21 protein-coding genes and 1 pseudogene are annotated in these 26,678 nt (G+C 71.5%); 19 read left to right on the top strand and 3 right to left on the bottom strand.

Going from position 1 to position 26,678, the window contains the following annotated elements; all coding sequences use genetic code 11:
• Window positions 1-67 precede the first annotated feature (67 nt).
• The 15 genes and pseudogenes from BUE44_RS39740 to BUE44_RS10205 form a co-directional block, all read left to right on the top strand.
• Window positions 68-334: pseudogene (locus BUE44_RS39740) on the top strand (DUF6457 domain-containing protein); the annotation flags it as partial.
• Window positions 331-1,815 (top strand): molybdopterin molybdotransferase MoeA, encoded by a 1,485-nt coding sequence (locus BUE44_RS10265; RefSeq protein ID WP_079189641.1) that lies wholly within the window; start codon window positions 331-333, stop codon window positions 1,813-1,815. The pseudogene BUE44_RS39740 and the gene BUE44_RS10265, both read left to right, overlap by 4 nt.
• Window positions 1,816-2,284: 469 nt before the next feature.
• On the top strand, window positions 2,285-3,391 hold the full coding sequence (locus BUE44_RS10260) for an ATP-binding protein (protein ID WP_073496415.1): 1,107 nt from the start codon (window positions 2,285-2,287) through the stop codon (window positions 3,389-3,391).
• The gene (locus tag BUE44_RS10255; protein WP_073496413.1) at window positions 3,388-3,789 is read left to right on the top strand and encodes a roadblock/LC7 domain-containing protein; all 402 of its coding nucleotides are present in this window, start codon (window positions 3,388-3,390) and stop codon (window positions 3,787-3,789) included. The genes BUE44_RS10260 and BUE44_RS10255 overlap by 4 nt, the downstream gene beginning before the upstream one ends.
• Window positions 3,786-4,157, top strand: a complete 372-nt coding sequence (locus BUE44_RS10250; protein WP_073496411.1) for a DUF742 domain-containing protein — start codon at window positions 3,786-3,788, stop codon at window positions 4,155-4,157. The genes BUE44_RS10255 and BUE44_RS10250 overlap by 4 nt, the downstream gene beginning before the upstream one ends.
• Window positions 4,132-4,731 carry a GTP-binding protein gene (locus BUE44_RS10245; RefSeq protein WP_073496409.1) on the top strand — a complete coding sequence of 200 codons (600 nt, stop codon included), beginning with the start codon at window positions 4,132-4,134 and terminating at the stop codon, window positions 4,729-4,731. Before BUE44_RS10250 ends, BUE44_RS10245 begins: the two co-directional genes overlap by 26 nt.
• 1 nt (window position 4,732) lies before the next feature.
• Window positions 4,733-6,073: a cytochrome P450 gene (locus BUE44_RS10240; protein WP_073496407.1), complete on the top strand. Its 1,341-nt coding sequence runs from the start codon at window positions 4,733-4,735 to the stop codon at window positions 6,071-6,073.
• A gap of 397 nt (window positions 6,074-6,470) precedes the next feature.
• Window positions 6,471-7,553: a tryptophan dimethylallyltransferase family protein gene (locus BUE44_RS10235; protein WP_235002013.1), complete on the top strand. Its 1,083-nt coding sequence runs from the start codon at window positions 6,471-6,473 to the stop codon at window positions 7,551-7,553.
• Between the two features lie 49 nt (window positions 7,554-7,602).
• Window positions 7,603-8,976 carry a tryptophanase gene (locus BUE44_RS10230; RefSeq protein WP_073496405.1) on the top strand — a complete coding sequence of 458 codons (1,374 nt, stop codon included), beginning with the start codon at window positions 7,603-7,605 and terminating at the stop codon, window positions 8,974-8,976.
• A 243-nt stretch (window positions 8,977-9,219) separates the two neighbouring features.
• Window positions 9,220-10,185, top strand: a complete 966-nt coding sequence (locus tag BUE44_RS10225) for an NAD(P)H-quinone oxidoreductase (protein ID WP_073496403.1) — start codon at window positions 9,220-9,222, stop codon at window positions 10,183-10,185.
• A gap of 877 nt (window positions 10,186-11,062) precedes the next feature.
• Complete coding sequence (locus BUE44_RS37415; protein WP_159450240.1) at window positions 11,063-11,302, top strand: hypothetical protein; 240 nt, start codon at window positions 11,063-11,065, stop codon at window positions 11,300-11,302.
• A gap of 259 nt (window positions 11,303-11,561) precedes the next feature.
• Window positions 11,562-12,266 (top strand): PadR family transcriptional regulator, encoded by a 705-nt coding sequence (locus BUE44_RS10220; RefSeq protein ID WP_073496401.1) that lies wholly within the window; start codon window positions 11,562-11,564, stop codon window positions 12,264-12,266.
• Between the two features lie 259 nt (window positions 12,267-12,525).
• Window positions 12,526-13,365 carry an ABC transporter ATP-binding protein gene (locus BUE44_RS10215; RefSeq protein WP_079189639.1) on the top strand — a complete coding sequence of 280 codons (840 nt, stop codon included), beginning with the start codon at window positions 12,526-12,528 and terminating at the stop codon, window positions 13,363-13,365.
• Window positions 13,362-16,283, top strand: coding sequence for an FtsX-like permease family protein (locus BUE44_RS10210; protein ID WP_073496399.1), 2,922 nt, complete (start codon window positions 13,362-13,364; stop codon window positions 16,281-16,283). Before BUE44_RS10215 ends, BUE44_RS10210 begins: the two co-directional genes overlap by 4 nt.
• Window positions 16,284-16,328: 45 nt before the next feature.
• Window positions 16,329-16,889 (top strand): bacterial proteasome activator family protein, encoded by a 561-nt coding sequence (locus BUE44_RS10205; protein ID WP_073496397.1) that lies wholly within the window; start codon window positions 16,329-16,331, stop codon window positions 16,887-16,889.
• 186 nt (window positions 16,890-17,075) lie between these two features.
• Here the strand turns inward: BUE44_RS10205 and BUE44_RS10200 are convergent, their stop codons facing one another.
• The gene (locus BUE44_RS10200; protein WP_073496395.1) at window positions 17,076-18,788 is read right to left on the bottom strand and encodes a Stk1 family PASTA domain-containing Ser/Thr kinase; all 1,713 of its coding nucleotides are present in this window, start codon (window positions 18,786-18,788) and stop codon (window positions 17,076-17,078) included.
• Between the two features lie 275 nt (window positions 18,789-19,063).
• On the opposite strand from BUE44_RS10200, the gene BUE44_RS10195 reads away from it, so the two are divergent.
• A complete protein-coding gene (locus BUE44_RS10195; protein WP_079189638.1) occupies window positions 19,064-20,659 on the top strand; it encodes a protein kinase domain-containing protein in 1,596 nt (531 codons plus the stop codon).
• 7 nt (window positions 20,660-20,666) lie between these two features.
• On the opposite strand, the gene BUE44_RS10190 is transcribed toward BUE44_RS10195, so the two are convergent.
• On the bottom strand, window positions 20,667-21,701 hold the full coding sequence (locus BUE44_RS10190) for a phosphotransferase (RefSeq protein ID WP_073496393.1): 1,035 nt from the start codon (window positions 21,699-21,701) through the stop codon (window positions 20,667-20,669).
• 211 nt (window positions 21,702-21,912) lie between these two features.
• On the bottom strand, window positions 21,913-22,575 hold the full coding sequence (locus tag BUE44_RS10185; protein WP_073496391.1) for a response regulator transcription factor: 663 nt from the start codon (window positions 22,573-22,575) through the stop codon (window positions 21,913-21,915).
• Window positions 22,576-23,004: 429 nt separating this feature from the next.
• Here BUE44_RS10185 and pdhA point away from each other — a divergent pair, with 429 nt between their 5' ends.
• From pdhA to BUE44_RS10170, 3 genes are read left to right on the top strand one after another with little or no spacing between them, the layout of a single operon-like run.
• Window positions 23,005-24,189: a pyruvate dehydrogenase (acetyl-transferring) E1 component subunit alpha gene (gene pdhA, locus BUE44_RS10180; RefSeq protein WP_073496389.1), complete on the top strand. Its 1,185-nt coding sequence runs from the start codon at window positions 23,005-23,007 to the stop codon at window positions 24,187-24,189.
• A gap of 2 nt (window positions 24,190-24,191) precedes the next feature.
• Window positions 24,192-25,169 carry an alpha-ketoacid dehydrogenase subunit beta gene (locus BUE44_RS10175; protein WP_073496387.1) on the top strand — a complete coding sequence of 326 codons (978 nt, stop codon included), beginning with the start codon at window positions 24,192-24,194 and terminating at the stop codon, window positions 25,167-25,169.
• Window positions 25,170-25,189: 20 nt separating this feature from the next.
• Window positions 25,190-26,596 (top strand): dihydrolipoamide acetyltransferase family protein, encoded by a 1,407-nt coding sequence (locus BUE44_RS10170; RefSeq protein WP_073496385.1) that lies wholly within the window; start codon window positions 25,190-25,192, stop codon window positions 26,594-26,596.
• Window positions 26,597-26,678: the final 82 nt, after the last annotated feature.

Here is a 26,678-nt window from a genome sequence, read left to right as displayed (position 1 = left end):
GGCTTCCGCGCGCCCGCCGCACCGCCGGATGGGAGTCCGAGGGGTGAGCCTGGGTGGCTTGCGGGGCCGGATCGGGGACCATGGGCGTGTGGTGGACGAATGGATCGCAGCAGCCAAGGCCGAACTGGGCATCGACCTCGACGTGGACACCGGGGTCCTGCTCGACCTGGCACGGGACGCGGCGCACGGCGTAGCGCGGCCGGCCGCCCCGCTGACCACTTTTCTGGTGGGATACGCGGCGGCGCAGGCGGGCGGCGGACCCGAGGCCGTACGGGAGGCGGCCCGGAAAGCCGCCGACCTGGCATTGCGCTGGACCGAGGAGTCCGGCGGATGACCGGCCCCCGGGACGACGGCGGACGGGACAACTGGCCGAGGACGAACGGCGCACGGGACCACGGGCCGACGACGAACGGCGCACGGGAGCGCGGCCGTCCGGGCGCCGACTCGGCGGACCGGGCGCTCGACGACGCCCTCGCACTGGCCAACGGCCCCCGCCCGGCAAGTCCGGCCGCCCGCCCGCCGAGCACCGACCCGCTGGTCGTCGCGCTCGGGCACGAGCCCGGCCACCGGTCACCGGCCACACCCGCGCCCCGGCACCAGGCGGCCGCTGTTTCCTGGCCCGAAGCGCGGCGGATCGCCCGCCGGGCCGGCGGGCGGCTCGACGCGCGGGCGCTGCCGCTGGGCGAGGACCTGCTCGGCATGGCGCTGGCGCGGGACCTGCTGGCGCTGACGGACCTGCCACCGTTCGATTCCTCGGCCATGGACGGCTGGGCGGTCGCGGGCACGGGCCCGTGGCGGCTGAAGGGCCAGGTGCTCGCCGGGCAGCAGCGGTCGGCGGACGCCCTGCTCAGCGGCCACGCCGTTCGTATCGCCACCGGGGCGGTACTGCCGCCGGGCACCACGGCGGTGCTGCGCAGCGAGTACGGCAGCATCCGGCGCGGGACCGACGGCGAGTGGCTGCACGTCCCGGCGCCGCATCCCGCGCCCCGCCCCGGCCAGGAGATACGGCGCAGGGGCCAGGAGTGCCGCGGCGGAGACGACCTGCTGCCCGCGGGCACCGTGGTGACGCCCGCGGTGCTGGGTCTGGCCGCCGCCGCGGGCCATGACGAACTGGTCGTCACCATGCGTCCCCGGGTGGAGATCCTGGTGCTCGGCGACGAGCTGCTCGACCACGGGCCGCCGCGGGCCGGCCGGGTGCGCGACGCGCTCGGCCCGATGCTGCCGCCCTGGCTGCGCGGGCTCGGCGCGGACGTCACCTCGGTGCGCCGGCTGGTGGACGACGCCGACGTGCTGCGTGCCGCCGTGGCCGCGAGCACCGCCGACCTGGTGGTGACCACCGGCGGCACGGCGGGCGGTCCGGTGGACCATGTGCACCCGGTCCTGGCCGCCTTGGGCGCGAGACTGCTGGTCGACGGGGTGGCGGTACGGCCGGGGCACCCGATGCTGCTGGCGGAACTGCCCGCCGGCGCCCTGCTGGCCGGGCTGCCGGGCAATCCGCTCGCGGCCGTCGCCGGGGTGCTCACGCTGGTGGCCCCCGTGCTGCGCACACTCGCCGGCCGCCCGGTGCCCGCGCCGTATGCGGCGCCGCTGACCGCGGACGTCACCGGGCACCCGGTGGACACCCGGCTGGTGCCGGTGGTCTTCGACGACGAGTCGGCGGCGCGGCCGCTGCACTTCACCGGGCCGGCGATGCTGCGCGGCCTGGCCGCCGCCGACGGCATGGCGGTGATCCCGCCGGGCGGCGCCAGGGCCGGTCAGGAGACGGCCGTGCTCGACACCGGGGCGCTCGCGCCGGCCTGGGGGAGCGGGATGTGACACCGCGGGGCGGCGGCGGGCCACCCGGTCCCCTCGCCCCGGACACCGGCGCCGCCGACGGCCCGGTGTCCCTCCCGTACCCGCAACTGCCGTGCCGCCGGGCCGACCTGGCGGCCGATCGGGAGTCGACGCTCCGTCATGCCGGCTCATGCCAGGGATACTTGCAGGTCGCATGATCGATCAGTGGTGATATGATCACGCCGCTTGTCGGCGCCAGCCAAAGCGAGTAAGACGGACGGCAATCCGTTGAGAGCGTTAACCACTCCAAGGAGCATTATGCCGCAGTCGGGCATATGGAGCCGTTTCGATTCATCGACGCTTCGGTGCCGCTGTCGACAGGCCGAGTGCGATGCTCCCAGACCCCGTGGGCGCTGTACGGGCGCCGTCGCTTCTCGGGACATTCCGGACGCAAAAGCACAGTACCCCCTTTCAGTCCTTGGCGGTCGTCTAGTCGTTTAAAGAGAGTCTCATGACGCATTACATACAGGATCCAGCGCTCTGGGCTCTGATCGCTGGCACGCCGCTCGCCGCCACTGTCATAGTGCGCGAGCGCAGAGCGCGAACCAAGACACGCCGGGAGAAGGCGGTCGTCGAGAGCCGTTACGCGGAACTCGAAGGCAGTTACGCCGCTTCCGTGCACGAGGCCCGGATCCGTGCGGAGGACGCCACCAAGAGTGCGCTGAAATCCGCGATGCGAACGCTCCAGGGTCTCGCGAATGAACAGCAGCTGGCCATCTCCAAGGCGCAGGGGAAGTACGGTGAGCACTACGTGCTCCAGGACCTCCTGGAGATCGACCACATGAACTCGCAGTTCGGCAGGCGTGCCCAGGCCATCGCCGTGCTCTGCGACGGGTGGCTGGGCAGGCAGCGGGCCGACGCCTCGGTCTACGACGTGGTGCGCAGCGCGAAGGGCAGAATCCGGCACTACACCCGGGTCGAAATCCGTTCCCAGAGCAATTTCGCCATGACCGGCCGGGCTGTCGAACCGGTCGCACTGGCGCTTGCCGAGCTGCTTGACAATGCGACCAGCTATTCCGCTCCCGACTCCCCTATCGACATCACCACCCGCACAGTGCCCAAGGGTGTCTGCATCATTATCGATGATGCCGGTGTCGGTATGAACGAGGAGGAGAAGAAGCGGGCCGATCACCTGCTGTCGCCGCAGGGCCCCACCGACATCACCGCACTCGGAAACCCGCCGCAGTTCGGTTTCGCGGTCATCGGCGTGCTCGCCGCCCGATACGGATTCAGCGTTTCCGTCGATTCTTCGTCTCCGTACGGTGGTGTACGCGCGGTGGTGCTGATTCCCGAGGAGCTTCTGACCAGCATGCCAGAGCCGGAAGAAGCGCCGATGCCTTCCCGCACATCGGGGGCAGCAGCGCCAGAAGTGAGCACTTCCACCCCCGGTGGCCTCCCGAAACGTAGTCGAAAAGGCTCGATATCCATCGTGCCGCAAGCGGATTCCACCCGTGCTCCGGCCCGGACGGAAGCGGAAACTGCATCGATTATGGCCGCCTTCCAGCTCGGCACACAGTCCGGGCGCTCCGCAAACACGGAAGGGCACGATCCGCAGTGAACAACGACCTGTCATGGATGCTTGACAGCGCCCTAGAAGTCCCAGGGGCCCGTCATGCGATCCTGATCTCCGCCGACGGCCTTCTCATGGCCCGCTCGCAGGAGATCATGAAGGACGATGCCGACACCGTCGCTGCGGCCATGAGCGGCATCCAGTCGTTGAGCCGCACCATGGCCGGCTTCTGCGGCGGCTCCCATATGCAGTGGCGGCAGACCCTGGTCGAGTTCGACGGCGGATGGGTCTTCCTCATCGCCGCGGGAGCGGGCGCGTATCTGGCCGTCTCGTCCGCGCCCGACGTCGACATGGGAGCGATCACCTTCCGGATGCAGCAGCTTGTCGGACAGCTCGGCAAGGCGCTGACCAGTCCGCTGCGTGAGAACACGAGTACCCAGGCATGAGCACACCTGGGGATCCCGAAGCGCTGTCCGTGGAATTAGTGCGACCGTACGTCATCACGAACGGGCGCGGGCTCCCGGACGACGACCAGTTCAATCTGATCACCCTGGTCACCACGTCCGACCAGCCACGCCCGAGCCACCTCGACCCCGAAAAGCACAGCGTCCTCGACCTGTGTTCCGGAGGGCTTCTGTCGGTCGCCGAGATCGCGGGGCACATGAAGCTCCCGATCGGCATCGTCAAGGTCCTGCTGTCCGACCTGTCGGCGGACGGCTTCCTCGTCGTACGCGCCCCCGTGCCACCCGCGCAACTTGTCGACGTATCACTCCTCCAGGAGGTGCTGAATGGGCTCCAGGCCCGATTCGGCTGATGGCGTCTATCTGGACGACGCGGTGCAGATCGCGGCCAAGATTCTGGTCGTGGGGCACTTCGCCGTCGGGAAGACGACGTTCATCGGCACCATGTCCGAGATCCCTCCGCTGCGTACCGAGGAGCGGATGACACAGGCCGGCGCACACGTCGACGACCTCGGCGGGGTGCGGGGGAAGTCCACGACCACCGTGGCGATGGACTTCGGCCGTATCACTCTCAGCAGCAAGCTCGTCCTCTACCTGTTCGGGACGCCCGGGCAGGAGCGCTTCGTCCAGGTGTGGGAGGACATGACCAGGGGCGCTCTCGGGGCGCTGATCCTGGTCGACCCCGAGCGGCTCAAGGAGTCCTTCCCGGTGATCGATCTGGTGGAGCAGTACGGGCTGCCCTACGCGATCTCCGTCAACCACTTCGACGAGACGCCGGTCCGTCCGGAGAACGAGTTGCGGGAAGCCCTCGACCTGCTACCCGAAACCCCCATCGTCACCTGTGACGCCCGTGACCAGAAGTCATCCGCCGACGCGTTGATCGCCCTGGTCCGGTATCTGCAGACGCGTACCGATAGGAGAGCATGACGTGAGCATCGATTCAGAGGTCCCCTCGCCTCCGCCGGGCTGCCCCGCCCACGGCCGGGTGCCCCTCTACGGGCCCGATTTCGCGGCGGACCCGAACGCTTACTACGCGTGGATGCGCAACTACGGGGCGACCGCACCGGTCGAGTTGGCGCCCGGAGTGAACGCCACTCTCGTCACGGATTACCTGGCGGCGCTGCAACTGCTGCAGAATCCGGACACGTTCAGGAAGGACTCGCGCCACTGGCGCGACTTCAACCAGGGTCTGGTCAGTCCGAACAGCCCGGTGGTGCCGCTGCTCGCCTACCGGCCGAACTGCATGTTCAGTGACGGCTCCGACCACCTGCGGCTGCGGCAGGCGGTGACGGACACGATGGCCCGGGTGGACGCGCACCAGCTGAAGAGGAACGTCGAGCGTATATCGACCTACCTTATCGAGCAGTTCAACTCCCGCGGTTCCGTCGATCTGCTCAACGACTACGCCAAGCTGCTGCCGCTCTTCGTCTTCAGCGAGCTCTTCGGCTGCCCGGCCGACATCGGTGACCGGGTCATCTTCGGTATCAACGGTATTTTCGACGGAATCAACGCGGAAAAAGCGAACGAGGTGCTCGCGCAGAGCGTCGGGGAACTTGTCGCGCTCCGCCGGGCAAAGCCGGGTGACGATGTCACTTCCTGGCTCATGCAGCACCCGGCGAATCTTACCGACGAAGAAATGGCCCATCAACTCGTCCTGCTCCTCGGGGCCGGTGCCGAGCCGTTGCGGAACCTCATCGGGAACGGGCTTTACCTCATTCTGTCCGATGACAGGTATTCCGGGGGCGGCCTGCTGGTCGAGGACGCCATCGACGAGGTGTTGTGGAACAACCCGCCCATGTCGAACTACGCGCCGCACTACCCGGTGACCGACGTCGACTTCGCGGGGACCCGGCTGAACGCGGGCGACCTGGTGCTGGTCAGCTTCGCCGCGGCCAACTCCGACCCGGCCTTCTCCGGATCGCGCCAGCTGCTCAGCAAGCGCGCTCACCTGGCATGGAGCACCGGACCGCACGGATGCCCGGCAAAGGATCCGGCCCAGCTCATCACGGTGGCGGCCATCGAGAACCTGCTCAACCGGCTGCCCGACATCGAGCTCGCGGTGCCCGAGGACAGCCTGGCCTGGCGCCCGGGACCCTTCAACCGCGCCTTGGCCACGCTGCCCGCCCGGTTCAGCCCGCTCCGCGCCGAGAGGAGTTCGGCGCCGCAGGGACAGGCACAGACTGCGGCAAGCGGAACCCAGGCCCGGCCGCAGGGGAAGTCCGAAAAGGGCGGGTTGTGGAGTTCCTTCCTGGCTTGGTGGAAGGTGTGATCCACGACACATGCGGAATATGCCAGCGCATTGCATGACCGATACACGGGACGGGTAGTCAACGAGGCGCAATTCGCGTTGGTCAAAAACAAAAAGGAGTAGTCGTGGTGCCTGTCCCCGTCGGCGCACCCGCCCATCCACGTTCCGCGATTTCTTCGGTGTCGCGGCTATGCGATCTCCCCCTCAAATTGGACAATTTACTGATACGTAAGACATCCCGCATGCCGCGAGTTCCCGTACCCGCCCCCCGGGGCGGGTCTCTTAACGTCCGTATAAGGCGAAATACCGCCTTCCGTGCCGTCTCCGGGGCTGCGCAGTGAGAAGCCGCGCTCCGGAATCGGAGCAGCTTGCCGGCCACGGGGGGCCGCAACGCGACGGTGGACGGCTCGGCGACCTGGTGACCGGGCAGCTGACCAGGCTGTGCGCGGTGGCCGAACTGGACCGGACGGACGCGGAGACCTACGCGGGTGTGCTGACCGACAGCCTGGGCCCGGTAGCACGGAGGTCGTTGGCGCTGCCGCCGCCATCCCGGAGCTTCCTGTCCGACGACCACACACCGGTGGAATTCTCGCTGGCCTTCCTGCCGGGCGCGGCTCCCACCCTCAGGGTGCTGGTGGAGCCGGGATGCGGCAGCGACGACATGGCGGAGAACGGCCGCACCGGGCTGCGCGCGATACGGGAGATGGCGGACCGCTGGAAATTCGACACCAGCCACCTCGACCGGCTCGAGGACCTGTACTTCCCTGCCTCCCCTGAAGGCCCGCTGGCCCTGTGGTGCGCGCTGGAACTGCGTCCCGGTGGCATTCCCCGGGTCAAGGTCTACCTCAACCCGGCGGTCGCCGGGCAGGACCGGTCGGCCGAGACCGTCCAGGAGACGCTGGCCAGGCTCGGCCACCGCAAAGCCTTCGACGCCCTGCCGAAGGCCGACGGCATGCTCTTCGTCGGCCTGGACCTGGGGGACTGGAAGGCACCCCGCGTGAAGGTCTACCTCAGCCACCGCGGCCTGTCCGCCGAGGAGGCCGGCGCCATGCCCGCCATGACGCCCGCCGGTGGGCGGGAGCAGATGGCGAGGTTCGTGCGGACCGCCGGCGGCTACACCGCCGAGGACGACGCCGAACTCCCCGTCAGGCGCCGCACCCTGACCTGCCACTCCTTCACGGAGACCGCGACCGGCCTGCCCAGCGGCTACACGGTGCACGTGCCCGTCCGCGAACACGCCCGGCACGACGGCGAGGCACGCGACCGTGCCGCCGCGGTGCTGCGCGAGCACGGCATGGACAGCGCGGCACTCGACCGGGCGCTGGCCGCCGTGACCCCGCGCCGGCTGAGCGACGGCCCGGGCCTGATCGCCTACGTGTCGCTGGTCCACCAGCGGGGCCATCCGCCCCGGGTGACCGTCTACGTCTCCTCCGAGGCGTACGAGGTACAGCGACCGCGCGACGCGGTCCCGCCCCAGCTCGGCCGCGAGTCCGGCCGGTAGCACCTCTCCCCGAGAGACAGCACGAAGCAACGACAGGAGCACCGTCAGCATGGAGCCGTACAGGATCAAGGTCGTGGAGCCCATCCCGCAACCGACGCGGCAACAGCGCGAGGAGGCGCTGAAACGCGTGCACTACAACCTCTTCGACCTGCGGGCCGAGGAGGTGACCATCGACCTGCTGACGGACTCCGGAACCGGCGCGCTGTCGGCCGCGCAACTCGCCGCAGGCATGGCGGGCGACGAGTCCTACTCCGGCTCCCGCTCCTTCTACCGCTTCCACGAGACCGTGACCGAGCTGACCGGATACGCGCATATCCTGCCGGCCCACCAGGGGCGCGCCGCCGAACGCATCCTCTTCAACACCCTGCTGGAACCCGGCCGCCTCGTGCTGGCCAACACGCACTTCGACACCACCCGGGCGAACGTCGAACTGTCCGGTGCCGAGGCACGCGACCTCCCCTGCGCCGAGGCCAGGAACCTGGACAGCACCGAGCCCTTCAAGGGCAACATAGACCTGGAGGAGCTCAGCCGGACGCTGACCGGCCCCGACGGCTCGCGGGTCGCCATGGTGGTCATGACCATCACCAACAACGGCGGCGGCGGCCAGCCCGTCTCCATGGACAACCTCAAGCGGACCTCCGCCCTCTGCCGCGAGCACGGCGTCCCCTTCTTCCTGGACGCCGCCCGCTTCGCCGAGAACGCCTGGCTGGTCACCCGGCACGAGGCCGCCTACCGCGACCGCACCCCCCGCCAGGTCGCCGAGGAGGCCTTCCGGCTGGCGGACGGCTGCATGATGAGCGCCAAGAAGGACGGCATCGTCCACATCGGCGGATTCATCGGGCTCAACGACGGCGAACTCGCCCAGCGCTGCGAGCTGCTGCTCATCGCCACCGAGGGCTTCGCCACCTACGGCGGCCTGGCCGGGCGCGACCTCGACATGATGGCCCAGGGCCTGAAGGAGGTCACCGAGCCGGCCTACCTCGCCGAGCGGGCCGACGTCGCCGCCCACCTCGCCCACCGGGTGCGCTCGGCCGGGGTCGACATCATCGAACCGCCCGGCATGCACGCCCTCTACCTCAACGCCGGCCGCCTGCTGCCGCACATACCGCCCCACCACTTCCCCGGCCACGCCCTCGCCTGCCAGCTCTACCTGGAGGGAGGCATCCGCTCGGCCGAACTGGGCTCCCTCTACCTCGGCGAGGAGGACGAGCAGGGGAACCCGATCAAGAGCGCGCCCTACGAGCTGGTCAGGCTCGCGCTGCCGCGCCGGGTCTACACCCGCAGCCACTACGACCACGTCGGCGACACCCTGGCGAAGATCGCCAAGCGGGCGGACAGCGTCTACGGCTTCCGCATCGTGGACCAGTCGCCGATCCTGCGCCACTTCCGCGCCACGCTGGAACCGGTGCCCGTCGAGGGGTGACCGTCCCGTGCGGCGTCCCGCCCTCGCCGCCCCGGCCGGCGGGGAGGGCGGGACGCCGCGCCACCACGGCGGGATGTCCCGCGACCGGACGTCCCGCGACGGGACGACCCACGGCGGGATGTCCCGCGACCGGACGTCCCGCGGAAACCGGGCGCACCGCGTGACCTCGCCACCTCGCGCACTCCGGTGGTGTGAGCGCATGGCGACGCGGGCCCCTACGAGCGCGTCCCATAAGGTCGTGCCATGCGTGCGATCACCATTGCCGAACCGGGCGGCCCGGATGCGCTGGTCCTGGCCGACGTCCCCGATCCCGTGCCGGGCGCGGGTGAAGTGCTGGTCGAGGTCGTCGCCTCGGCCGTGAACCGCGCCGACGTTCTCCAGCGGCAGGGCTTCTACGAGCCGCCGCCCGACGCCTCCCGCTATCCCGGGCTCGAATGCTCCGGACGGATCGCGGCCCTCGGCCCCGGCGTGACCGGTTGGGCGGTGGGCGACGAGGTCTGCGCGCTGCTCGTCGGCGGCGGTTACGCGGAGAAGGTCGCCGTCCCCGTCGGCCAACTCCTTCCCGTGCCCAAGGGCGTCGACCTCGTGACGGCCGCGGCACTGCCCGAGGTGACCGCCACCGTGTGGTCCAACGTCTTCCAGATCGCCCACCTGCGGCCGGCCGAGACGCTTCTGGTGCACGGCGGGTCCAGCGGCATCGGGACCATGGCCATCCAGCTCGGCAAGGCGGTCGGCGCGAGGGTGGTGACGACCGCGGGCAGCGCGCAGAAGCTGGCGGCCTGCCGTGACCTGGGTGCCGACGTCCTGGTCAACTACCGGGAGCAGGACTTCGTCGCGGAGCTGGGCGACCACGGCGCGGACGTCATCCTCGACGTGGTCGGCGCCGCCTACCTGGCCCGCAACGTCGACGCCCTGGCCGTCAACGGCCGGCTCGTCATCATCGGCATGCAGGGCGGAGCGAAGGCCGAACTCAACCTCGGCCGGCTGCTCGCCAAGCGCGGCGCCGTCATCGCGACCACCCTGCGGGCCCGGCCGACGGAGGAGAAGGCGGCGATCATCGCCGCTGTCCGCGAACACGTCTGGCCGCTGATCGAGGCCGGCACCGTCCGCCCGGTCGTGGACCGTACGCTGCCGCTGGCGTCGGCCCCGGAAGCCCACCGCCTGATGGAGAGCAGCGAGCACATCGGCAAGATCCTGCTCACGATCTGACCATTCCGGCTTTCCCGCGGGATGCGGCGGCGGATCACTCCGCTCCCGTGTCCGGCGGGGCGCCGCCAGGGCGTCCGCTTCCGGTTCGCGCGGCCGGGCGGGCCCATTACCCGTGACGCAGGCGGCCGCCGCATCGGCGTGCCATCTGCCAGGATGCCGGAAATGTCGCTTCATGTGACGCTGAAACCACCGAGAGTCCGGCGGAGAGGCGGCACGGATGAGGTGGGAATCCGACAGGTGGGCCAGACTGCGGGCCGCCGCACATCCGAGCCGACCGACCCTCATCGCGACCGCCGCCAACCGCGCCGCGGCCACCCTGCTCCTCGCGGCGGCACTGCTCGCGCCGGCCGGTCCCGCCGGAGCGGCCGAGCCGCCCGCCGCTCCGGCCGCGTCCATACCGCGGGCGGCCGCCGGCGCTCCTGCCCCCGGCGAGGCCGCCGCTCCCGGCGCGGCCCGGCCGCCGCAACCCCCGCCGGGGCGTGACCCCCAGCCCGGCGGCCCGTTGCCACCCGGGCCGGGAGCCGTGATCCCGCCAGGGCCCGACCGGCCGGGCGGACCCGCGGGATCCCTACCGCCCAAGCCGTCCGCTACCGCGCCCGCCGCCCCTGCCGTGCCCCGTTCACCTGTCGTCCCCGGCATGCCTGCCATGCCGTCACCTCCCTCGTCGCATTCGCCTGTTTCTTCCCGGCCGCCCGTCCAGAAGCCGGCCGACCCCGCGCGGCCGGCCGCACCGACCCGGGACCCGGACCGTCCGGCGTCCGGGCCTGCGCCGTCCGCCTCCGCGAACTCGCCGCTGCGCCCGCCGGCCCGCCCGACCGCGACGCCGACCGCCGGCAGCGGGCACCCCTCCGGGCACGCCTTCTCGCAGCGGCGCCCCGTGCGCCACCACGGCCGCGACTACCCCGACCGGGCACCCTCGTTGTTGCCCGACGCCGAGGAGACGGGACCGACCCCGGCGCCGTCGGCATCTGTCGCCCCCGGGGTGGGACAGCAGGAGCCGTCGGCCTCCTCCTTCGCGTCCGGCCGACGCGTGGTCAGAGTGCTGCCGCTCGGTGCGGGGATGCTGATGGTCGGCCTGGGACTCGGCTTTCTCGGCCTGCGCCTCCGCCGCCCCTGACCGCCGCTCCGCCCCCGCACCCCTTCTTCTGCGCGCTCGCCCGCGCTCACGCGCGTCGCGCCCGTGGGCACCCGCACGCACGCGCGAGGTGACCTCTCGCGGTCTCTGTAACTCTCAGTGACTGCCTTATGGACATGATTGCCTGCCGCGAGCCGGATCGAACCTGAAAGACGAATCGACCACCCGTTCGAGTGAAGTAGTCCGCGATCCCGCCGATCGGCCTTGCGGTGCCCGACCTTACTGGGTATACATACTGAGTATGTCAATCCGTCACGGCCTGCTGGCCCTCCTCGAACGGGGTCCGCGCTACGGCTATCAGCTGCGCACCGAGTTCGAGTCGCGCACCGGTTCCACCTGGCCGCTCAACGTCGGGCAGGTCTATACGACCGTCGCCCGGCTGGAGCGGGACGGCCTGGTCGTCCCCGCGGGTGAGGACGAAGCGGGCCACGCCCTCTACGCCATCACCGAGGACGGGAGGGACGAGCTGCGGCAGTGGTTCACCACCCCTGTCGACCGGGCCAACCCGCCGCGGAACGAACTGGCCATCAAGCTCGCGATGGCGGTCGGTTCACCCGAGGTCGACGTGCGTGCGGTCATCCAGGCCCAGCGCGCCCACACCATCCGGGCGATGCAGGACTACACGAGGTTGAAGGGACAGGCCCTGGAGGCGGCATCCCGTCGGCCGGGGGTGTTCGACCCGGACGACGTGGCGTGGCAGCTGGTCATCGACCAGTTGATCTTCCAGGCGGAGGCGGAAGCGCGCTGGCTCGACCACTGCGAGACCAGGCTCGTGCGGCTGGCCCCGCAGGCCGCGGCCGCCGCCCCCGCGGTCGTCCCGGCCGACCCGACCGACCCGGCCGAGTCAGCCGAGCCGGCCGAGTCGGCCGACCGCGGACAGCAGCCAGGTGCCGCGCAGGACGGGGGGCTGCGCGGCGCCATCAGACGGACCCGGCCTCGGCGCTGACCTGCCGGGGCCGGCCATCCCGGCTTGTTCGCCCGAGCGGTACGGGCCCGCACCGCCCGCACCGCCCGCACGAGAAGAAGACGAAAGAGCGCACCGCTGAATCCGCCGGAACGCCGGAATCCAGCACGCACAGCACGAGCAGCACGAGCAGCGACACCTAACAGATCAACACGAACAACACGAACAACACGAGCCGCACGAGCAGCGAGGACAGCCCGGACCGATCGGCCTGGGCCTGAATCAGGGGGAAGCAGTTCCGATGTCCAGTCAGCCCACACCACCGGCCGAGCCGCGCGACCCGTCGCACCCGGCCGCCGGCGGCCCCAGCACCACCGGGCCCACCGCGAGCACCGCGTCCACAGCGCCCGACCGCGCTGTCGAACCCGTCCTCAGTCTTCAGGAGTTGACCCGGGTCCACGGCACGGGCGCGGCCCAGGTGCACGCGTTGCGCGGTATCGACCTGGACGTGTATCCGGGTGAGCTTGTCGCGGTGATGGGACCGTCGGGGTCGGGGAAGTCCACTCTGCTGACCATCGCCGGCGGCCTCGACCTGCCGACGTCGGGGCGGGTCGTGGTCGAGGGCACCGATCTGACCATGGCGAGGCGCAAGGACATAGCGGCATTGCGTCGGCGGAGCATCGGCTATGTCTTCCAGGACTACAACCTGATCCCGGCACTCACCGCGGCGGAGAACGTCGCACTCCCCCGCGAGCTGGACGGCGTCAGCAGCCGGCGGGGGCGCAAGGAAGCGCTTGCCGCACTGGAGGAGTTCGGGTTGCAGGAGCTGGCGGACCGCTTCCCCGACGAGATGTCGGGCGGCCAGCAGCAGCGGGTGGCGATCGCCCGGGCACTGGTCGGCGACCGCCGCCTGGTGCTCGCCGACGAGCCGACCGGTGCGCTGGACTCGGAGACCGGTGACGCGGTGCTCGCCCTGCTGCGGTCCCGCTGCGACGCGGGGGCGGCCGGCATTCTGGTCACCCATGAGCCGCGGTTCGCGGCCTGGGCGGACCGGGTGGTCTTCCTGCGGGACGGCTCGGTGGTCGACATGACGCTGCGCTCCTCCGCGGAGTCGCTGCTCGCGGGCGGAGCGGCCCAATGACCGGGCGGGCGCAGGCCGGTGTGCCCGGCGTCGGGCGCCTGCACACCTGGCGCGCGGCGATCAGGATCGCCCGCAGGGACGCCATGCGCTTCAAGGGCCGCAGCCTGCTGGTGCTGGCGATGATCGCGTTGCCGATCATGGGCGTGAGCGCGGTCGATGTGACCATCCGCAGCTCGCAGTTGACGACCGCTGAGACGGCCACCAGGGAACTGGGTGCCGCCGACGCCCGGATCAGTGACGCGGGGCACGGGCCGCAGCCGGTCTACCAGGAGGCGGTGCCCGGCGGTGTCGTGCCGGTGCAGCAGAATCCCGGGGGGAAGGCGGCTGCCAAGGAGGTCACCGTCACGGAACCCGACGGCTCGGTGGCCGTGGCCGGCGAGATCACTCCGCCGGTCGATCCGCTGGTCGCACTGCCGGCCGGGGCGCACCGGTTGAGCGACGCGTTCATCTACGCGCCGGTCAGGACGAGGTTCGGGCTGCTGAACGTCGAGATAAGAGAGTTGAAGGCGGCTGACCCGATCGCCGCGGGTATCGCCGAGTTGGACCGGGGCCGGTTCCCCGCGGCGGCGGACGAGATGGCGGCGACCAACGGGTTCCTCAAGTCCAGCGGACTGCATGTGGGTTCACAGGTCAGGGTGCGCGGACTCGACCGGTCCTATCGGATCGTGGGTGCCTACGACCTGCCGAGCCAGTTGGACGCCGAGCAGCTCAACGCGCTGCCGGGGGCCTTCATCCCGCCCTACGAGGCGACGCGGAGCACGGCGGAAAGAGCGATGGATCCGAGCGGTGTGCCGACCTATCTGGTCTCGGTGCGGGGCGACTTCACCTGGGACATGGTCAAGCGCGCCAACACCCTGGGCGTCCAGGTCGATTCGCGGGCGGTGCGGCTGCACCCGCCGGCCAGGGCGGATGTCCCGATCTACCGGACCGACTTCGGCGACCCGGTGCTGTACGACTCGGGGGACGTCCGGCCCAAGGCCGTCGCCGCGGGGGTGACGATAGCGGGGCTGAGCATGCTGGAGATCTGCCTGCTGGCCGGCCCGGCGTTCGCGGTCGGGGCCCGTCGTTCGCGGCGCCAGTTGGGTCTGGTGGGCGCCAACGGCGGCGACCGCAGGCACATCAGGGCGATCGTGCTCTCCAGCGGGCTGGTGCTCGGCGCGGCGGCAGCCGTGGTGGGCACGCTGCTCGGCGTGGTCGCCACCATGCTGCTGCGCGGGACGCTGGAGGGCTATGTCGGGCAGCGGTTCGGAGGGCTGACCTTGCGGCCGACGGAGTTGGCGGGGGTCGGCGGGCTCGCGGTGCTCACCGGGCTGCTGGCGTCGGTGGTGCCCGCGGTCGGCGCCGCACGGCAGAGCGTGCTGGCCTCGCTCACCGGTCGGCGCGGCGTGCGGCGGGCCAATCGCTTCCTGCCGGTCGCGGGCCTGCTCCTGCTGGGCCTCGGCGTGGCCGTGGTCTTCTGCGCGACGATGCTCACCGACAGCACGTACTCGGCGGTGCTCGGCGCGGCGCTGGCGGAGGCCGGGCTGGTGATGCTGACCTCGGCGATCATCGGGGCCTTCGGCAGGCTCGGCCGGTGGCTGCCGCTGGCACCGCGGCTGGCGCTGCGGGACGCGGTGCGCAACCGCGGGCGGACGGCTCCGGCGGTGGCGGCGGTGCTTGCCGCGGTGGCCGGGTCCGTGGCCGTCGCGTCCTACGCGGCCAGCCAGGCGCAGGAGGATCGGCAGGCGTATGTGGCGCGGTTGCCGCACGGGGAGGTTGCGGTCGGGGCGAACGGCGAGGCGGCCGGCGATCTGGCGCAGGTGCGTGCCGCGGTCGAGAAGAACTATCCGGTCACGGGCCGGGTGGACGTGTCCCGGGTGTACGTGGGGGGCGCGTCCTGCCTCAAGGACGAGGGTCTGCCCGGGTGCGGCAGGATCGAGATGCGCATGCCGCCGGCCAACGTGTGCCCGTCGTCGGGGCCGACGGGTGCCCACCGGCTGACCGTGGCGCAGCGCGAGGCTCTGGTTCACGACTGGCGGTGCGCCCTCCGATGGGGGCCGTCGGCGATCTCGGCCTCCGACGGTGTGCTGGTGGGCGGACCCGCGGTGCTGCATGCGCTCGGGGTGCGCGACGGTGCCGCAGAGCAGGCGCTGGCGCGCGGCGAGACGGTGCTGTTCGACCGGGCGTATGCCGATCACGGCAGCGTGAAGTTCACGGTGATAGCCGATGTGACGAAGGAGTCGCAGGACGGCACGGAGCCGGCCGGGGCGGTGAAGTCGCTGCCGGTGCACCTGGCTGCCGAGGAGGAGCCGTACGGAGTGGTGGCCGTCGTGCCGCGGCGGGCGGCGGACGCGGCGGGCTTCACGACCACACCGCTGGGTTCCTACTACACGACGTCGCAGATGCCGAGCGGGGCGCAGCGGCAGGCGCTGAACAGCGACGTGGCCAAGATCGGCACGCGCGCGGAGGTGTACCTGGAGCGCGGCTACATCGGCCACGGCAATCTGGTGCTGGTGGCGCTGACGCTGTTCGCGGGGGTGATCACGATCGGTGCCGCCGGGATAGCGACGGGGCTGGCGCAGACCGACGCGGAGCCGGACCTCAGGACTCTGGCGGCGATCGGTGCGCCAGGTCAGGTGCGGCGTACATTGACCGGTTTCCAGTGCGGGGTCGTCGCGGTGATGGGAGTGGTGCTGGGCTCGGCGGCGGGGGTGCTGCCCGCGATCGCGCTGCGGCGCGGCGACCAGCACCGGCGCTGGGACGAATACCGCCGGGAGCTCGACGAGGGCTGGGGTGCGGTGACCCCGCCGAAGGTGCCGTTGGTGGTGCCCTGGGCGACCCTGGCACTGCTGGTCGTGGTGGTGCCGCTGGGTGCGGGACTGCTGGCGGCGCTGGTCACCAGGTCCCGTCCCGACCTGGGTCGGCGGGCCGAGGGATGAGGGGGCACGGGCCCGCCCGGCGCGGGGGTGCGGGACAATGGACACATGGAGATGCCGAGGAACGAACGGTCGCCGGATAGCTCGCAGAATCAGCAGGTCCTGGTCGTCGGACCGGACGGATTGACCCTGGGAGGGTCACCCGGCGGTGATGGTAACGAGGGCCGCGAGATTCCGGTGACGGAGATGGTCGAGCAGCCGGCGAAGGTGATGCGGATCGGCAGCATGATCAAGCAGCTCCTGGAGGAAGTGCGGGCGGCACCTCTCGACGAGGCCAGCCGGGTGCGGCTCAAGGAGATCCACGCCAGTTCGGTGAAGGAGCTGGAGGCGGGTCTCGCGCCGGAGCTGGTCGAGGAGCTGGATCGGCTGTCGCTGCCGTTCACCGACGACAGTGTGCCGAGCGAGGCGGAGCTGCGTATTGCCCAGGCGCAGCTGGTGGGCTGGCTGGAAGGGCTCTTCCACGGGATCCAGACCGCGCTGTTCGCCCAGCAGATGGCGGCTCGCGCCCAGCTCGAGCAGATGCGGCGGGCGCTTCCGCCGGGGGCGCTCGGCAATGACGAGGAGCAGGAGGCGGGCCACCCGGGTTCCCGCTCGGGCCCGTATCTGTAGATCAGACCGTCTGTGGACCGGACCGGACCGGACCGGACCGGATCGGACCATCTGTAGACCGGACCATCCGCAGGTGGTGACCATCCCCAGGTCACCATCCGCAGATCAGAACACGCGGGTCAGGACCTGCGGGTCACGTGAACGCGGGGTCGGCCGCCACCCGGCGGCCGCCCGCGGCACGGTCGCTCAGCTGGCGCCCTTGCCGGTGGAGACCCAGATGGTGATCTTCTGGCCGGACTTGACGTCGAAGTCATCGAGGGACTTGGGCGACTGGTTGGTGATGGTGCCCTTGCCCCACTGCTGCTCGTCCATGTCCTTGATCTCGTAGGGCCAGTTGGCGGCCTTCATGCAGGCCACCGCGGAGTCCACGTAGATCGAGGTGAAGTCGGGCATCGTCATGAGGTTGGGCTTGCCGGGGTTGATCAGCTCGTTGTGCGCCTTGGTGCACTCGGTCGACTCGATGGTGCGGCTCTGGTCGCCCTGGATGACGGAGTCGGTAGCGCTGGCGGTGGCAGTGGGGGAGCCGGAGCCGGACGCGGTGACGCTCGTGCTGGCGGTCGGGTCGGAGGCCGGGTCGCCGCTACCGCCGGACATCGCGATGAGGACGGAGACGATGACGATCACGGCCACCGCGGCGACCGCGGCGCCGATGATCAGCGGGGTGTTGCGCTTGCGGCCGCCGCCTCCGCCGGGGCCCGCGCCCGTGCCGCCGCCGGGCGGTCGGCCGCCCATGTGCTGGTGCGGCACGGACTGCAGGGAGGGGGGCGCGCTCATGCCGTACGCGGGGCTGGGCGGCGGGGTCGAGGCGGGGCCCTGCTGCGGGTAGCCGTAGGCGGAGGGCGGCGGGGTGGACGGGCCGAAACCCTGCGGCTGCGGTGTCGGGGCGTACGGGGTGTGCAGCTGCGGCGGCGAGGTGTGGACCGGGCCCTGCGCGGACGGGAAGACGGAGGCGGCGATGCCTTCGCCGCGGTTGCCGGCTGCCGGGCCGCCGGCGATCAGCGGCATCGTGTTGCGGGCGGTGGCGGCGAGCACCCGGTCGGCCTCGTCGTGCATGGTGTCGGCGGTCGGGAAGCGCTCGGCCGGGTTCTTGCGCAGGGCGCGGGCGATCAGGGCGTCGACGGCCGGGGTGAGGGCGCGGTTGAAGGAGGACGGCGCCGGGGGCGTCTCCTGCACGTGCTGATACGCCATCGCCAGCGGCGAGTCGGCGTCGAAGGGCAGCCGCCCGGTGAGCAGTTCGAAGAGCATGCAGCCGACCGAGTAGAGGTCGGAGCGCTCGTCGACGCCCCGCCCCAGGGCCTGCTCGGGCGACAGGTACTGGGGGGTGCCGACGACCATGCCGGTCTGGGTCATCGAGGTGACCCCGGACTGCATGGCGCGCGCGATGCCGAAGTCCATGACCTTGACGACGCCGCGCCGGGTGATCATCACGTTGCCGGGCTTGATGTCCCGGTGGACCAGGCCCATCTCGTGGCTGACGGCGAGTGCCGCCAGCACGTCGCCGACGATTTTCAGCGCCCGGTCGGCCTGCATCGCGCCGTACTGGGCGATGTCGGCGGCCAGGACGTCGCCGAGCGGTTTGCCCTCGACGTACTCCATGACGATGTAGGGGACGACCTGGCCGTCGATCGTGTCCTCGCCGGAGTCGAAGACGGACACGATGTTGGTGTGGTTGAGCTTGGCGACGGACTGGGCCTCGCGGCGGAAGCGCTCCCGGAAGGACTGCTCGTGGCCGAGATTGGTATGGAGGGTCTTGACGGCCACCGGACGGTCGAGCACGGTGTCGTGTGCCAGGTGCACCGACGCCATGCCACCCTGGCCGAGCAGGTCGCGCAGTACGTACCGGCCCCCGCCGACCGAGCGCCCCGTGTACCCGCCGCCCTGCGTGGCGTCCCCGCTCATCAGTACCGCTACCCCCATGAAGGTCCAACGGGAAGCCACTTGTCCCCGGGCTTGCCCGCCAAGTCTGGCCGATCGCGCGTGCACGTCAAGCTCGTTGACCATCTCGTCACCTGACGCCCATCGGGCGCGCACACAACCCGGAAGTTCGGCAAGTATCGGGGTCGGCCCGTCAAAGCCGGGTAAGCGGTGGACGGACGCCGTGGACGACGGCCGAAAAGCGGTACGGTGGCGCACCAGACGAAGCACGAAGCGATGGCGAACGACGGCGAGGACTGATGGTCGACCCGAACGAGACGGCCGACGGCAGCAAGGCGTCCACCGGTGCACGGGAGGCGTCAGGCGAGTCCTCGGGACAGTGGGGCATCGGCTCCTTCGTCGGCGAGGGCCGCTACCGGCTGACCGGGCGGCTGGGCCGTGGCGGCATGGCCGAGGTCTTCGCTGCCGAGGACGTGCGGCTGGGCCGGATCGTGGCGGTGAAGCTGCTGCGCGGCGACCTCGCCGAGGACCCGGTCTCCAAGGCCCGCTTCGCCCGCGAGGCGCAGGCCGTCGCGGGCCTGAACCACCATGCCGTGGTGGCCGTCTACGACTCCGGTGAGGACAGCACGCCGACCGGCACCGTCCCCTACATCGTGATGGAGCTGGTCGAGGGCCACACGATCAAGGACCTGCTGACCGGCCCGACCCCGCCGCCGGTCGACCAGGCGCTGCTGATCGTCTCGGGTGTGCTGGACGCGCTCGCGTACAGCCACCAGCACGGGATCGTGCACCGGGACATCAAACCGGCCAATGTGATCATCACCACGGGCGGCGCGGTCAAGGTCATGGACTTCGGCATCGCGCGCGCCCTGCACGGCGCCGCCAGCACCATGACGCAGACCGGCATGGTCATGGGCACCCCGCAGTACCTGTCGCCCGAGCAGGCGCTCGGCAAGTCCGTCGACCACCGCAGCGACCTCTACGCCACCGGCTGCCTGCTCTACGAGCTGCTGGCGCTGCGGCCGCCCTTCGTCGGCGAGACCCCGCTGTCGGTGGTCTACCAGCACGTGCAGGACGAGCCGCGGGTCCCCTCGCAGGTCAGCGACCGGGTGCCGCCCGAGCTCGACGGCATGGTGCTGCGCGCGCTGGCCAAGCAGCCGGAGGACCGCTTCCAGAGCGCCGAGGAGATGCGCGGCGTCGTCGGCTACGCGCACCAGGCGCTGACCCAGCAGGGCGGCTGGACCGGCGGCATGTGGAACACCGGCGCGGTGACCGCGGTGCTCCCGCAGCGCTCGGGCGGCGCGGCGGGCGGCACCTACCACCCCGACGGTCGCAGCGGCAGCACCGCCGAGCTGGGACTGCCCCTGGTCCCCGGCGTCGTCGGCGGGAAGGACGGCAGAGGCAGCGGTTACGAGGACGCCGGCTACGACGGCGGGAGCGGTTCTGGTGGCGGCCAGGGCGGCAACCGCTGGCTCAAGCCGGTGCTCTTCGCGGTCGCCGCGGTGCTGGCCGTCGTGCTCGGCGTCTACCTGGCGACCCAGAGTTCGAGCGGCGGCGGTGGCGACAACCCCGCCGGCACCAAGCCGTCCGCCTCCGTGGGACAGTCCGACCAGCCGTCGGCCGAGCAGCCGCCGTCGCAGGACCCGACGACCGACTCGTCGGGCGCCGGCGAGCCGAACACCGGGCCGGCCAAGCCGTCGACCACCCCGACGTCCAGCACGCCGACGCCGACCCAGACGTCCGGCACGCCGTCGCCGACCGCGACCAAGCCGACGCCGTCGGCGACCGCGAGCAAGCCGACGCCGTCGGCGACGGTGCCCAAGCCGACGACGACGCCGCCGACGGTCGATCCGACCGACACCAGCTCTCCCGGCACGACCGACGGAACCGGCTGACCGGCCGCTAACCCGCGAAGGCGTCGAGCACCGACTCGTACTCCCCCGTCCACCACACGGCCAGCGCCGAGGCGGCGGGGAAGAGCGGGTCGGAGCGGGGGTCGCGGCGCTCGTAGCGCCAGTGCAGCATCCAGAAGTCGTTGAGCCGCTCCCACCACACCCGGTGGACGGCGGCGGCGATCTCCGCCTCGCCGACGCCCGAGGCGAGCCGGTACGCCCGTGCGTAGGCCCGTACCTTGCGCAGGTCGAGGCGGCCGTCGACCGGGTGGACGAAGAAGATGGCGGCGGCCCTGACCGCCTCCTCGGCGCGCGGCTGGACGCCGAGCCGGTCCCAGTCGACGATCGCGGCGGGTTCGTCGCCGCGGTAGAGCAGGTTCAGCGGGTGGAAGTCGCCGTGCACCCAGCCCTGGGCGCGGCCGTCGGGCGCCGGGTCGGGCGGGCGGCGGTGGGCGTGCCGCCGCAGCAGGTCGCTGCGCTCGACCAGCCGGTGTTCCGCGAGGCCGTCGAAGTCGTCGTAGGGGCGGTGGGCGCGGACCAGGGTGAGCAGCCGGGCGATGTCGGCGTGGGTGCGGCCCGGGTCGGCGCTGGGCTGCGGGCCGGCGGCGGGCGGCGGCTGGACGCGGGCCAGGCCGGTGTGGACGCGGCCGAGCAGGGTGCCGAGCCGCCGGGACTGCCCGGCGGTCAGTTCGGTGCCCTCGCGGTGGGTGCCGTCGATCCACGGGAAGAGCGCGTAGCCGTCGCCGCCGAGCAGCGCGACGGTGCGGCCGTCGGCGTCGGGGAGCGGGGCCGCGGCGGGTAAGCCGAGCCGGGCCAGTCCCCGGGTGGCGCGGTGCTGGCGCGCGATGAGCGCGGGCTCGGCGGTGTCGGCGGCGACGTACTGCTTGAGGAAGTAGCGGCCCGTGGTGGTGGTCACCCGCCACCCGCGGTTGAGCAGTCCCCGGGGGACGGCCTCGCAGGTCAGCGGCTCGCCCGCCTCCTCGTACCGGTGCAGCAGGGCGGTCAGCGAAGCCCGCGCGTGCGGCTCCGTCGCCGTGCCTTTCACGAGCCACAGCGTAGATCACCAAAGGGGGCCGTCCGGGCGGGGTGGCGCCACCCCGCCCGGACCTGCTAAGGGCCCCTCACCCGACCTGCCAACGGCCCCCTCACCCCGGGCCGGTCGAGGCCACCCTCACCCCGGGCCGGTCGAGGCCACCCTCACCCCGGGCCGGTCGAGGCCACCCTCACCCCGGGCCGGTCGAGGGCAGGCCGTGACGCTACGGGAGCGGCCTGGTCAGCCGTGCCGCGTACGCCTCGGCCTGCGTCCGCCGCTCCATGCCCAGCTTGGCGAGCATCCCTGTCACGTGCTTCCTGACGGTCTTCTCGCCGAGCCCGGTGTGCTCGCCGATCTGCCGGTTGGTGAGGCCTTCGCCGATCAGGTCGAGCAGCCGCCGCTCCTGGTCGGTCAGCTCGCCGAGGCGCTCCTCGTGCTCGCTGCGGGCGCCACCCTCCTTGAGGCGTTCGATCACCTGGGCGGTGGCGGCCGGGTCGAGCAGCGAGTGGCCGGCGGCGACCTCGCGTACCGCGCTGATCAGGTCGTCGCCCCTGATGACCTTGGGGACGTAGCCGGCGGCGCCGGCCATGACGGCGTCGAAGAGGGCTTCGTCGTCCGCGAAGGAGGTGAGCATCAGGCACCTCACCGACTGGTCCTGGGAGCGGATCTCCCGGCAGGCCTCGACGCCGCTGCCGTCCGGCAGCCTGACGTCCAGGACGGCGACGTCCGGGTGCGCCGCGGGCACCCGGTCCATGGCCTCGCTCGCGCTGGCGGCCTCCCCGACGATCTCGATTGAGGGATCCACCGAGAGCAGGTCGTTGACGCCGCGCCGGACCACTTCGTGGTCATCAAGTACGAATACCCGTATATGCCCGTTTTCGCTCACGTGCCCAGCGTCGCACCCCGCGCACGCTTCTGCCTCCCGCGTTCCCGCCGAACCCCCGGGCGGCCCCTTACGTATGTCCGGCATTCGAGATACGGTGCCGTTGTCCCGGTGGCCTGCGACAACAGGCGACAGCACAGACCCGGCAGGGCGACGAACGGCCGCCTCGGCCGCCCGGAAAGCGCCGCGCCCGCGCACTTACTAGGAAATCCAAGCAAAACCGCAGGTCGGACGGCTTCGCGCGAATGCGGGACTTCTGGGTAACGTCTGTATTGCAGGCCACTCGCCGGGACACTGTCACGCCTGGCTCGGCCATGCCGCACACACCCCGTGCGTCCCGCCGGACCAGGTGCGCCGCCCCTCGAACACGTGGGGGCGGCCCGATCCTGCTCCCCGGCAGATCCCGGGGGCCGGACAGACGGAGGAGCGAACGTGAGCGTGAAGAGCACTGCCGCTGGGGGTCCCCCCGCCAAAGGCAGGGGGCGGACGAGCCCCCGCGGCCACGCGGCGAAGCCCCGTACCGGCGAACCCGGGCTCGTACAGCTGCTGACCCCCGAGGGTGAACGGGTCGAGCACGCGGACTACGCGATCGACCTGACGCCGGAAGAGCTGCGCGGCCTGTACCGCGACATGGTGCTGACCCGCCGTTTCGACGCCGAGGCGATCACCTTGCAGCGGCAGGGCGAGCTGGGCCTGTGGGCCTCGCTGCTCGGCCAGGAGGCCGCCCAGATCGGCTCGGGCCGGGCCACCCGCCCCGACGACTACGTCTTCCCGACGTATCGCGAGCACGGCGTGGCGTGGACGCGGGACGTGGACCCGCTCAACCTGCTGGGGATGTTCCGCGGCGTGAACCACGGCGGCTGGGACCCCAACGAGAACAACTTCCAGCTCTACACCATCGTGATCGGCTCGCAGACGCTGCACGCCACGGGTTACGCCATGGGGGTGGCCAAGGACGGCGCCGACGCGGCCGTCATCGCCTACTTCGGCGACGGGGCCTCCAGCCAGGGCGACGTCGCCGAGGCCTTCACCTTCGCCGCGGTCTACAACGCGCCGGTCGTCTTCTTCTGCCAGAACAACCAGTGGGCCATCTCCGAGCCGACCGAGAAGCAGTCCCGGGTACCGATCTACCAGCGCGCCGCCGGCTACGGCTTCCCCGGCGTCCGGGTCGACGGCAACGACGTGCTCGCGGTGCTCGCCGTCACCAGGGCCGCCCTGGAGCACGCCCGCAGCGGGCAGGGGCCGATGCTGGTCGAGGCGTTCACCTACCGGATGGGCGCGCACACCACGACCGACGACCCGACGCGCTACCGGCGCGACGAGGAGCGCGAGGAGTGGGCGTCCAAGGACCCCATCGCCCGCCTGAAGACCTACCTGGAGCGCGAGGGCTTCGCCGACGAGGACTTCTACGCCGGGATCGACGCGGAGAGCGACGCGCTCGCCAAGCGGGTGCGCGAGGGCGTACGGAACATGCCGAACCCCGGCACCATGGCGATCTTCGAGAACGTCTACGCGGACGGCAGCGCGCTCGTCGACGAGGAGCGCGCGCAGTTCGCCGCATACCAGGCGTCCTTCGAGGACGCCGCAGCAGGCAGCAGCGCGGGAACGGGGCACTGATCATGACGCAGACGATGGCAGTGGCCAAGGCGCTCAACGAGTCCCTGCGCAAGGCGCTGGAGAACGACCCCAAGGTCCTCATCATGGGTGAGGACGTCGGCAAGCTCGGCGGTGTCTTCCGCATCACCGACGGCCTGCACAAGGACTTCGGTGAGGGGCGGGTCATCGACACCCCGCTCGCCGAGTCCGGCATCGTCGGCACCGCGATCGGGCTGGCGCTGCGCGGCTACCGGCCGGTGGTGGAGATCCAGTTCGACGGTTTCGTCTTCCCCGCCTACGACCAGATCGTCACCCAGCTGGCCAAGATGCACGCCCGCGCGCTCGGCAAGATCAAGCTGCCGGTCGTCATCCGCATCCCCTACGGCGGCGGCATCGGCGCGGTCGAGCACCACAGCGAGTCGCCCGAGGCGCTGTTCGCGCACATCCCCGGGCTCAAGGTGGTCTCGCCGTCCAACCCCTCCGACGCGTACTGGATGCTCCAGCAGGCCATCGAGTGCGACGACCCGGTGATCTTCTTCGAGCCGAAGCGGCGCTACTGGGACAAGGGCGAGGTCGACGTCTCGGCGCTGCCCGGCGACCTGCACCGGGCGGTCGTCGCCCAGCAGGGCACGGACATCACGCTCGCCGCCTACGGGCCGATGGTGAAGGTGTGCCTGGAGGCGGCCGCGGCGGCCGCGAACGAGGGCCGTAGCCTTGAGGTCGTGGACCTGCGCTCGCTCTCACCGATCGACTTCGACACGATCCAGGCGTCGGTGGAGCGCACCGGCCGGCTGGTCGTCGTCCACGAGGCCCCGGTCTTCTACGGAGCCGGCGCCGAGATCGCCGCCCGGATCACCGAGCGCTGCTTCTACCACCTCGAGGCGCCCGTGCTGCGGGTCGGCGGCTTCCACGCCCCCTACCCGCCGGCCCGCCTGGAGGAGGAGTACCTGCCGGGCCTGGACCGCGTACTCGACGCCGTCGACCGCGCACTGGCGTTCTGAGGGAGAGGGTTGTGACGACGATGACGCCACAGGCACAGCGCTTCCGGGAATTCCGGATGCCGGACGTCGGCGAAGGCCTCACGGAGGCCGAGATCCTCAAGTGGTACGTGGCGGTGGGCGACACCGTCACCGACGGCCAGGTGGTCTGCGAGGTCGAGACGGCGAAGGCGGCCGTCGAACTGCCCATCCCCTACGACGGGGTGGTCAGCGAGATCCGCTTCGACGAGGGCTCGACGGTGGATGTCGGTACGCCGATCATCGTGGTCGACGCCGGGTCCTCGGGAGAGGCGGACGGCGGGGTGGAGACCGCCGCGGCGGCCGCGCCCGCCGCGGTCGAGGAGCCGAAGCCGGCCAAGCGCGAGGCGGTGCTGGTGGGTTACGGGGTCGCCCCGTCCTCGACCTCCCGCCGGCCGCGCAAGCCGGCGTCCACGGCTCCGCTGAACGGTACGAGTACGGCTCCGGCCGCACCCCCGGCCCCGGTCTCGGTCCCGGCCCCCGCGCCCGCCGAGCGGTCGGAGCGGCCGCTGGCCAAGCCGCCGGTGCGCAAGCTCGCCAAGGACCTCGGCATCGACCTGGCCACCGTGGTGCCGACGGGCGCGAACGGTGTCGTGACCCGGGAGGACATCCGGGCCGCGGCGGCGCCCCCCGCGACCCTCCCGCGGGCCGCCGCGCAGGTCCCGGCGCCCGGTTCCGCATCCGGCTCCGCGCCCGCCTTCGCACCCGGCGAGCGGGAGACCCGCACCCCCATCAAGGGCGTGCGCAAGGCCACCGCACAGGCCATGGTGGCGAGCGCCTTCACGGCCCCGCACGTCACGGAGTTCGTGACCTTCGACATCACCAGGACCATGAAGCTGGTCCAGGAGCTGAAGGAGGACCGCGCCTTCACCGGTCTCAAGGTCAGCCCGCTGCTGCTGGTCGCCAAGGCCCTGCTGGTCGCGATCCGGCGCCACCCCCAGGTGAACGCGGCCTGGGACGAGGCGGCGCAGGAGATCGTCCACAAGTCCTACGTCAACCTGGGCATCGCCGCGGCCACCCCGCGCGGCCTGATCGTGCCCAACATCAAGGACGCGCAGGACAAGACGCTGCCCGAACTGGCGTCCGCGCTGGGCGACCTGGTCGCGACCGCCCGCGAGGGCAGGACGTCACCGGCCGACATGCAGGCGGGGACGGTGACCATCACCAATGTCGGCGTCTTCGGCGTGGACACCGGCACGCCCATCCTGAACCCCGGGGAGTCGGCGATCCTCGCCTTCGGCGCGGTCAGGCTCCAGCCGTGGGTCCACAAGGGCAAGGTCAAGCCGCGCCATGTCACCACGCTGGCGCTGTCCTTCGACCACCGGCTGGTCGACGGCGAGCTGGGCTCGAAGGTCCTGGCGGACGTGGCCGCGATCCTGGAGCAGCCCAAGCGGCTGATCACCTGGGCGTAGCCCGTACGGGCGGCCCGCGGACCCGGCGAGCACCGGGCGCAGCAGGTACACCCAGCGGAGGTTCCCGGCGGACAAACGTCCG

The sequence above is a fragment of the Actinacidiphila paucisporea genome, from assembly GCF_900142575.1.
Lineage (GTDB): Bacteria > Actinomycetota > Actinomycetes > Streptomycetales > Streptomycetaceae > Actinacidiphila > Actinacidiphila paucisporea.
Note: the sequence above shows the minus strand (reverse complement) of the source record. Positions and strands in the feature narration are given on the sequence as shown.

Coding starts and splice junctions, on each gene's coding strand:
- BUE44_RS10265 (WP_079189641.1), top strand. CDS start 331: ATGACCGGCCCCCGGGACGACGGCGGACGGGACAACTGGCCGAGGACG.
- BUE44_RS10260 (WP_073496415.1), top strand. CDS start 2,285: ATGACGCATTACATACAGGATCCAGCGCTCTGGGCTCTGATCGCTGGC.
- BUE44_RS10250 (WP_073496411.1), top strand. CDS start 3,786: ATGAGCACACCTGGGGATCCCGAAGCGCTGTCCGTGGAATTAGTGCGA.
- BUE44_RS10245 (WP_073496409.1), top strand. CDS start 4,132: ATGGGCTCCAGGCCCGATTCGGCTGATGGCGTCTATCTGGACGACGCG.
- BUE44_RS10230 (WP_073496405.1), top strand. CDS start 7,603: ATGGAGCCGTACAGGATCAAGGTCGTGGAGCCCATCCCGCAACCGACG.
- BUE44_RS10225 (WP_073496403.1), top strand. CDS start 9,220: ATGCGTGCGATCACCATTGCCGAACCGGGCGGCCCGGATGCGCTGGTC.
- BUE44_RS10220 (WP_073496401.1), top strand. CDS start 11,562: ATGTCAATCCGTCACGGCCTGCTGGCCCTCCTCGAACGGGGTCCGCGC.
- BUE44_RS10215 (WP_079189639.1), top strand. CDS start 12,526: ATGTCCAGTCAGCCCACACCACCGGCCGAGCCGCGCGACCCGTCGCAC.
- BUE44_RS10210 (WP_073496399.1), top strand. CDS start 13,362: ATGACCGGGCGGGCGCAGGCCGGTGTGCCCGGCGTCGGGCGCCTGCAC.
- BUE44_RS10205 (WP_073496397.1), top strand. CDS start 16,329: ATGGAGATGCCGAGGAACGAACGGTCGCCGGATAGCTCGCAGAATCAG.
- BUE44_RS10200 (WP_073496395.1), bottom strand. CDS start 18,788: ATGAGCGGGGACGCCACGCAGGGCGGCGGGTACACGGGGCGCTCGGTC.
- BUE44_RS10195 (WP_079189638.1), top strand. CDS start 19,064: ATGGTCGACCCGAACGAGACGGCCGACGGCAGCAAGGCGTCCACCGGT.
- BUE44_RS10175 (WP_073496387.1), top strand. CDS start 24,192: ATGACGCAGACGATGGCAGTGGCCAAGGCGCTCAACGAGTCCCTGCGC.
- BUE44_RS10170 (WP_073496385.1), top strand. CDS start 25,190: ATGACGCCACAGGCACAGCGCTTCCGGGAATTCCGGATGCCGGACGTC.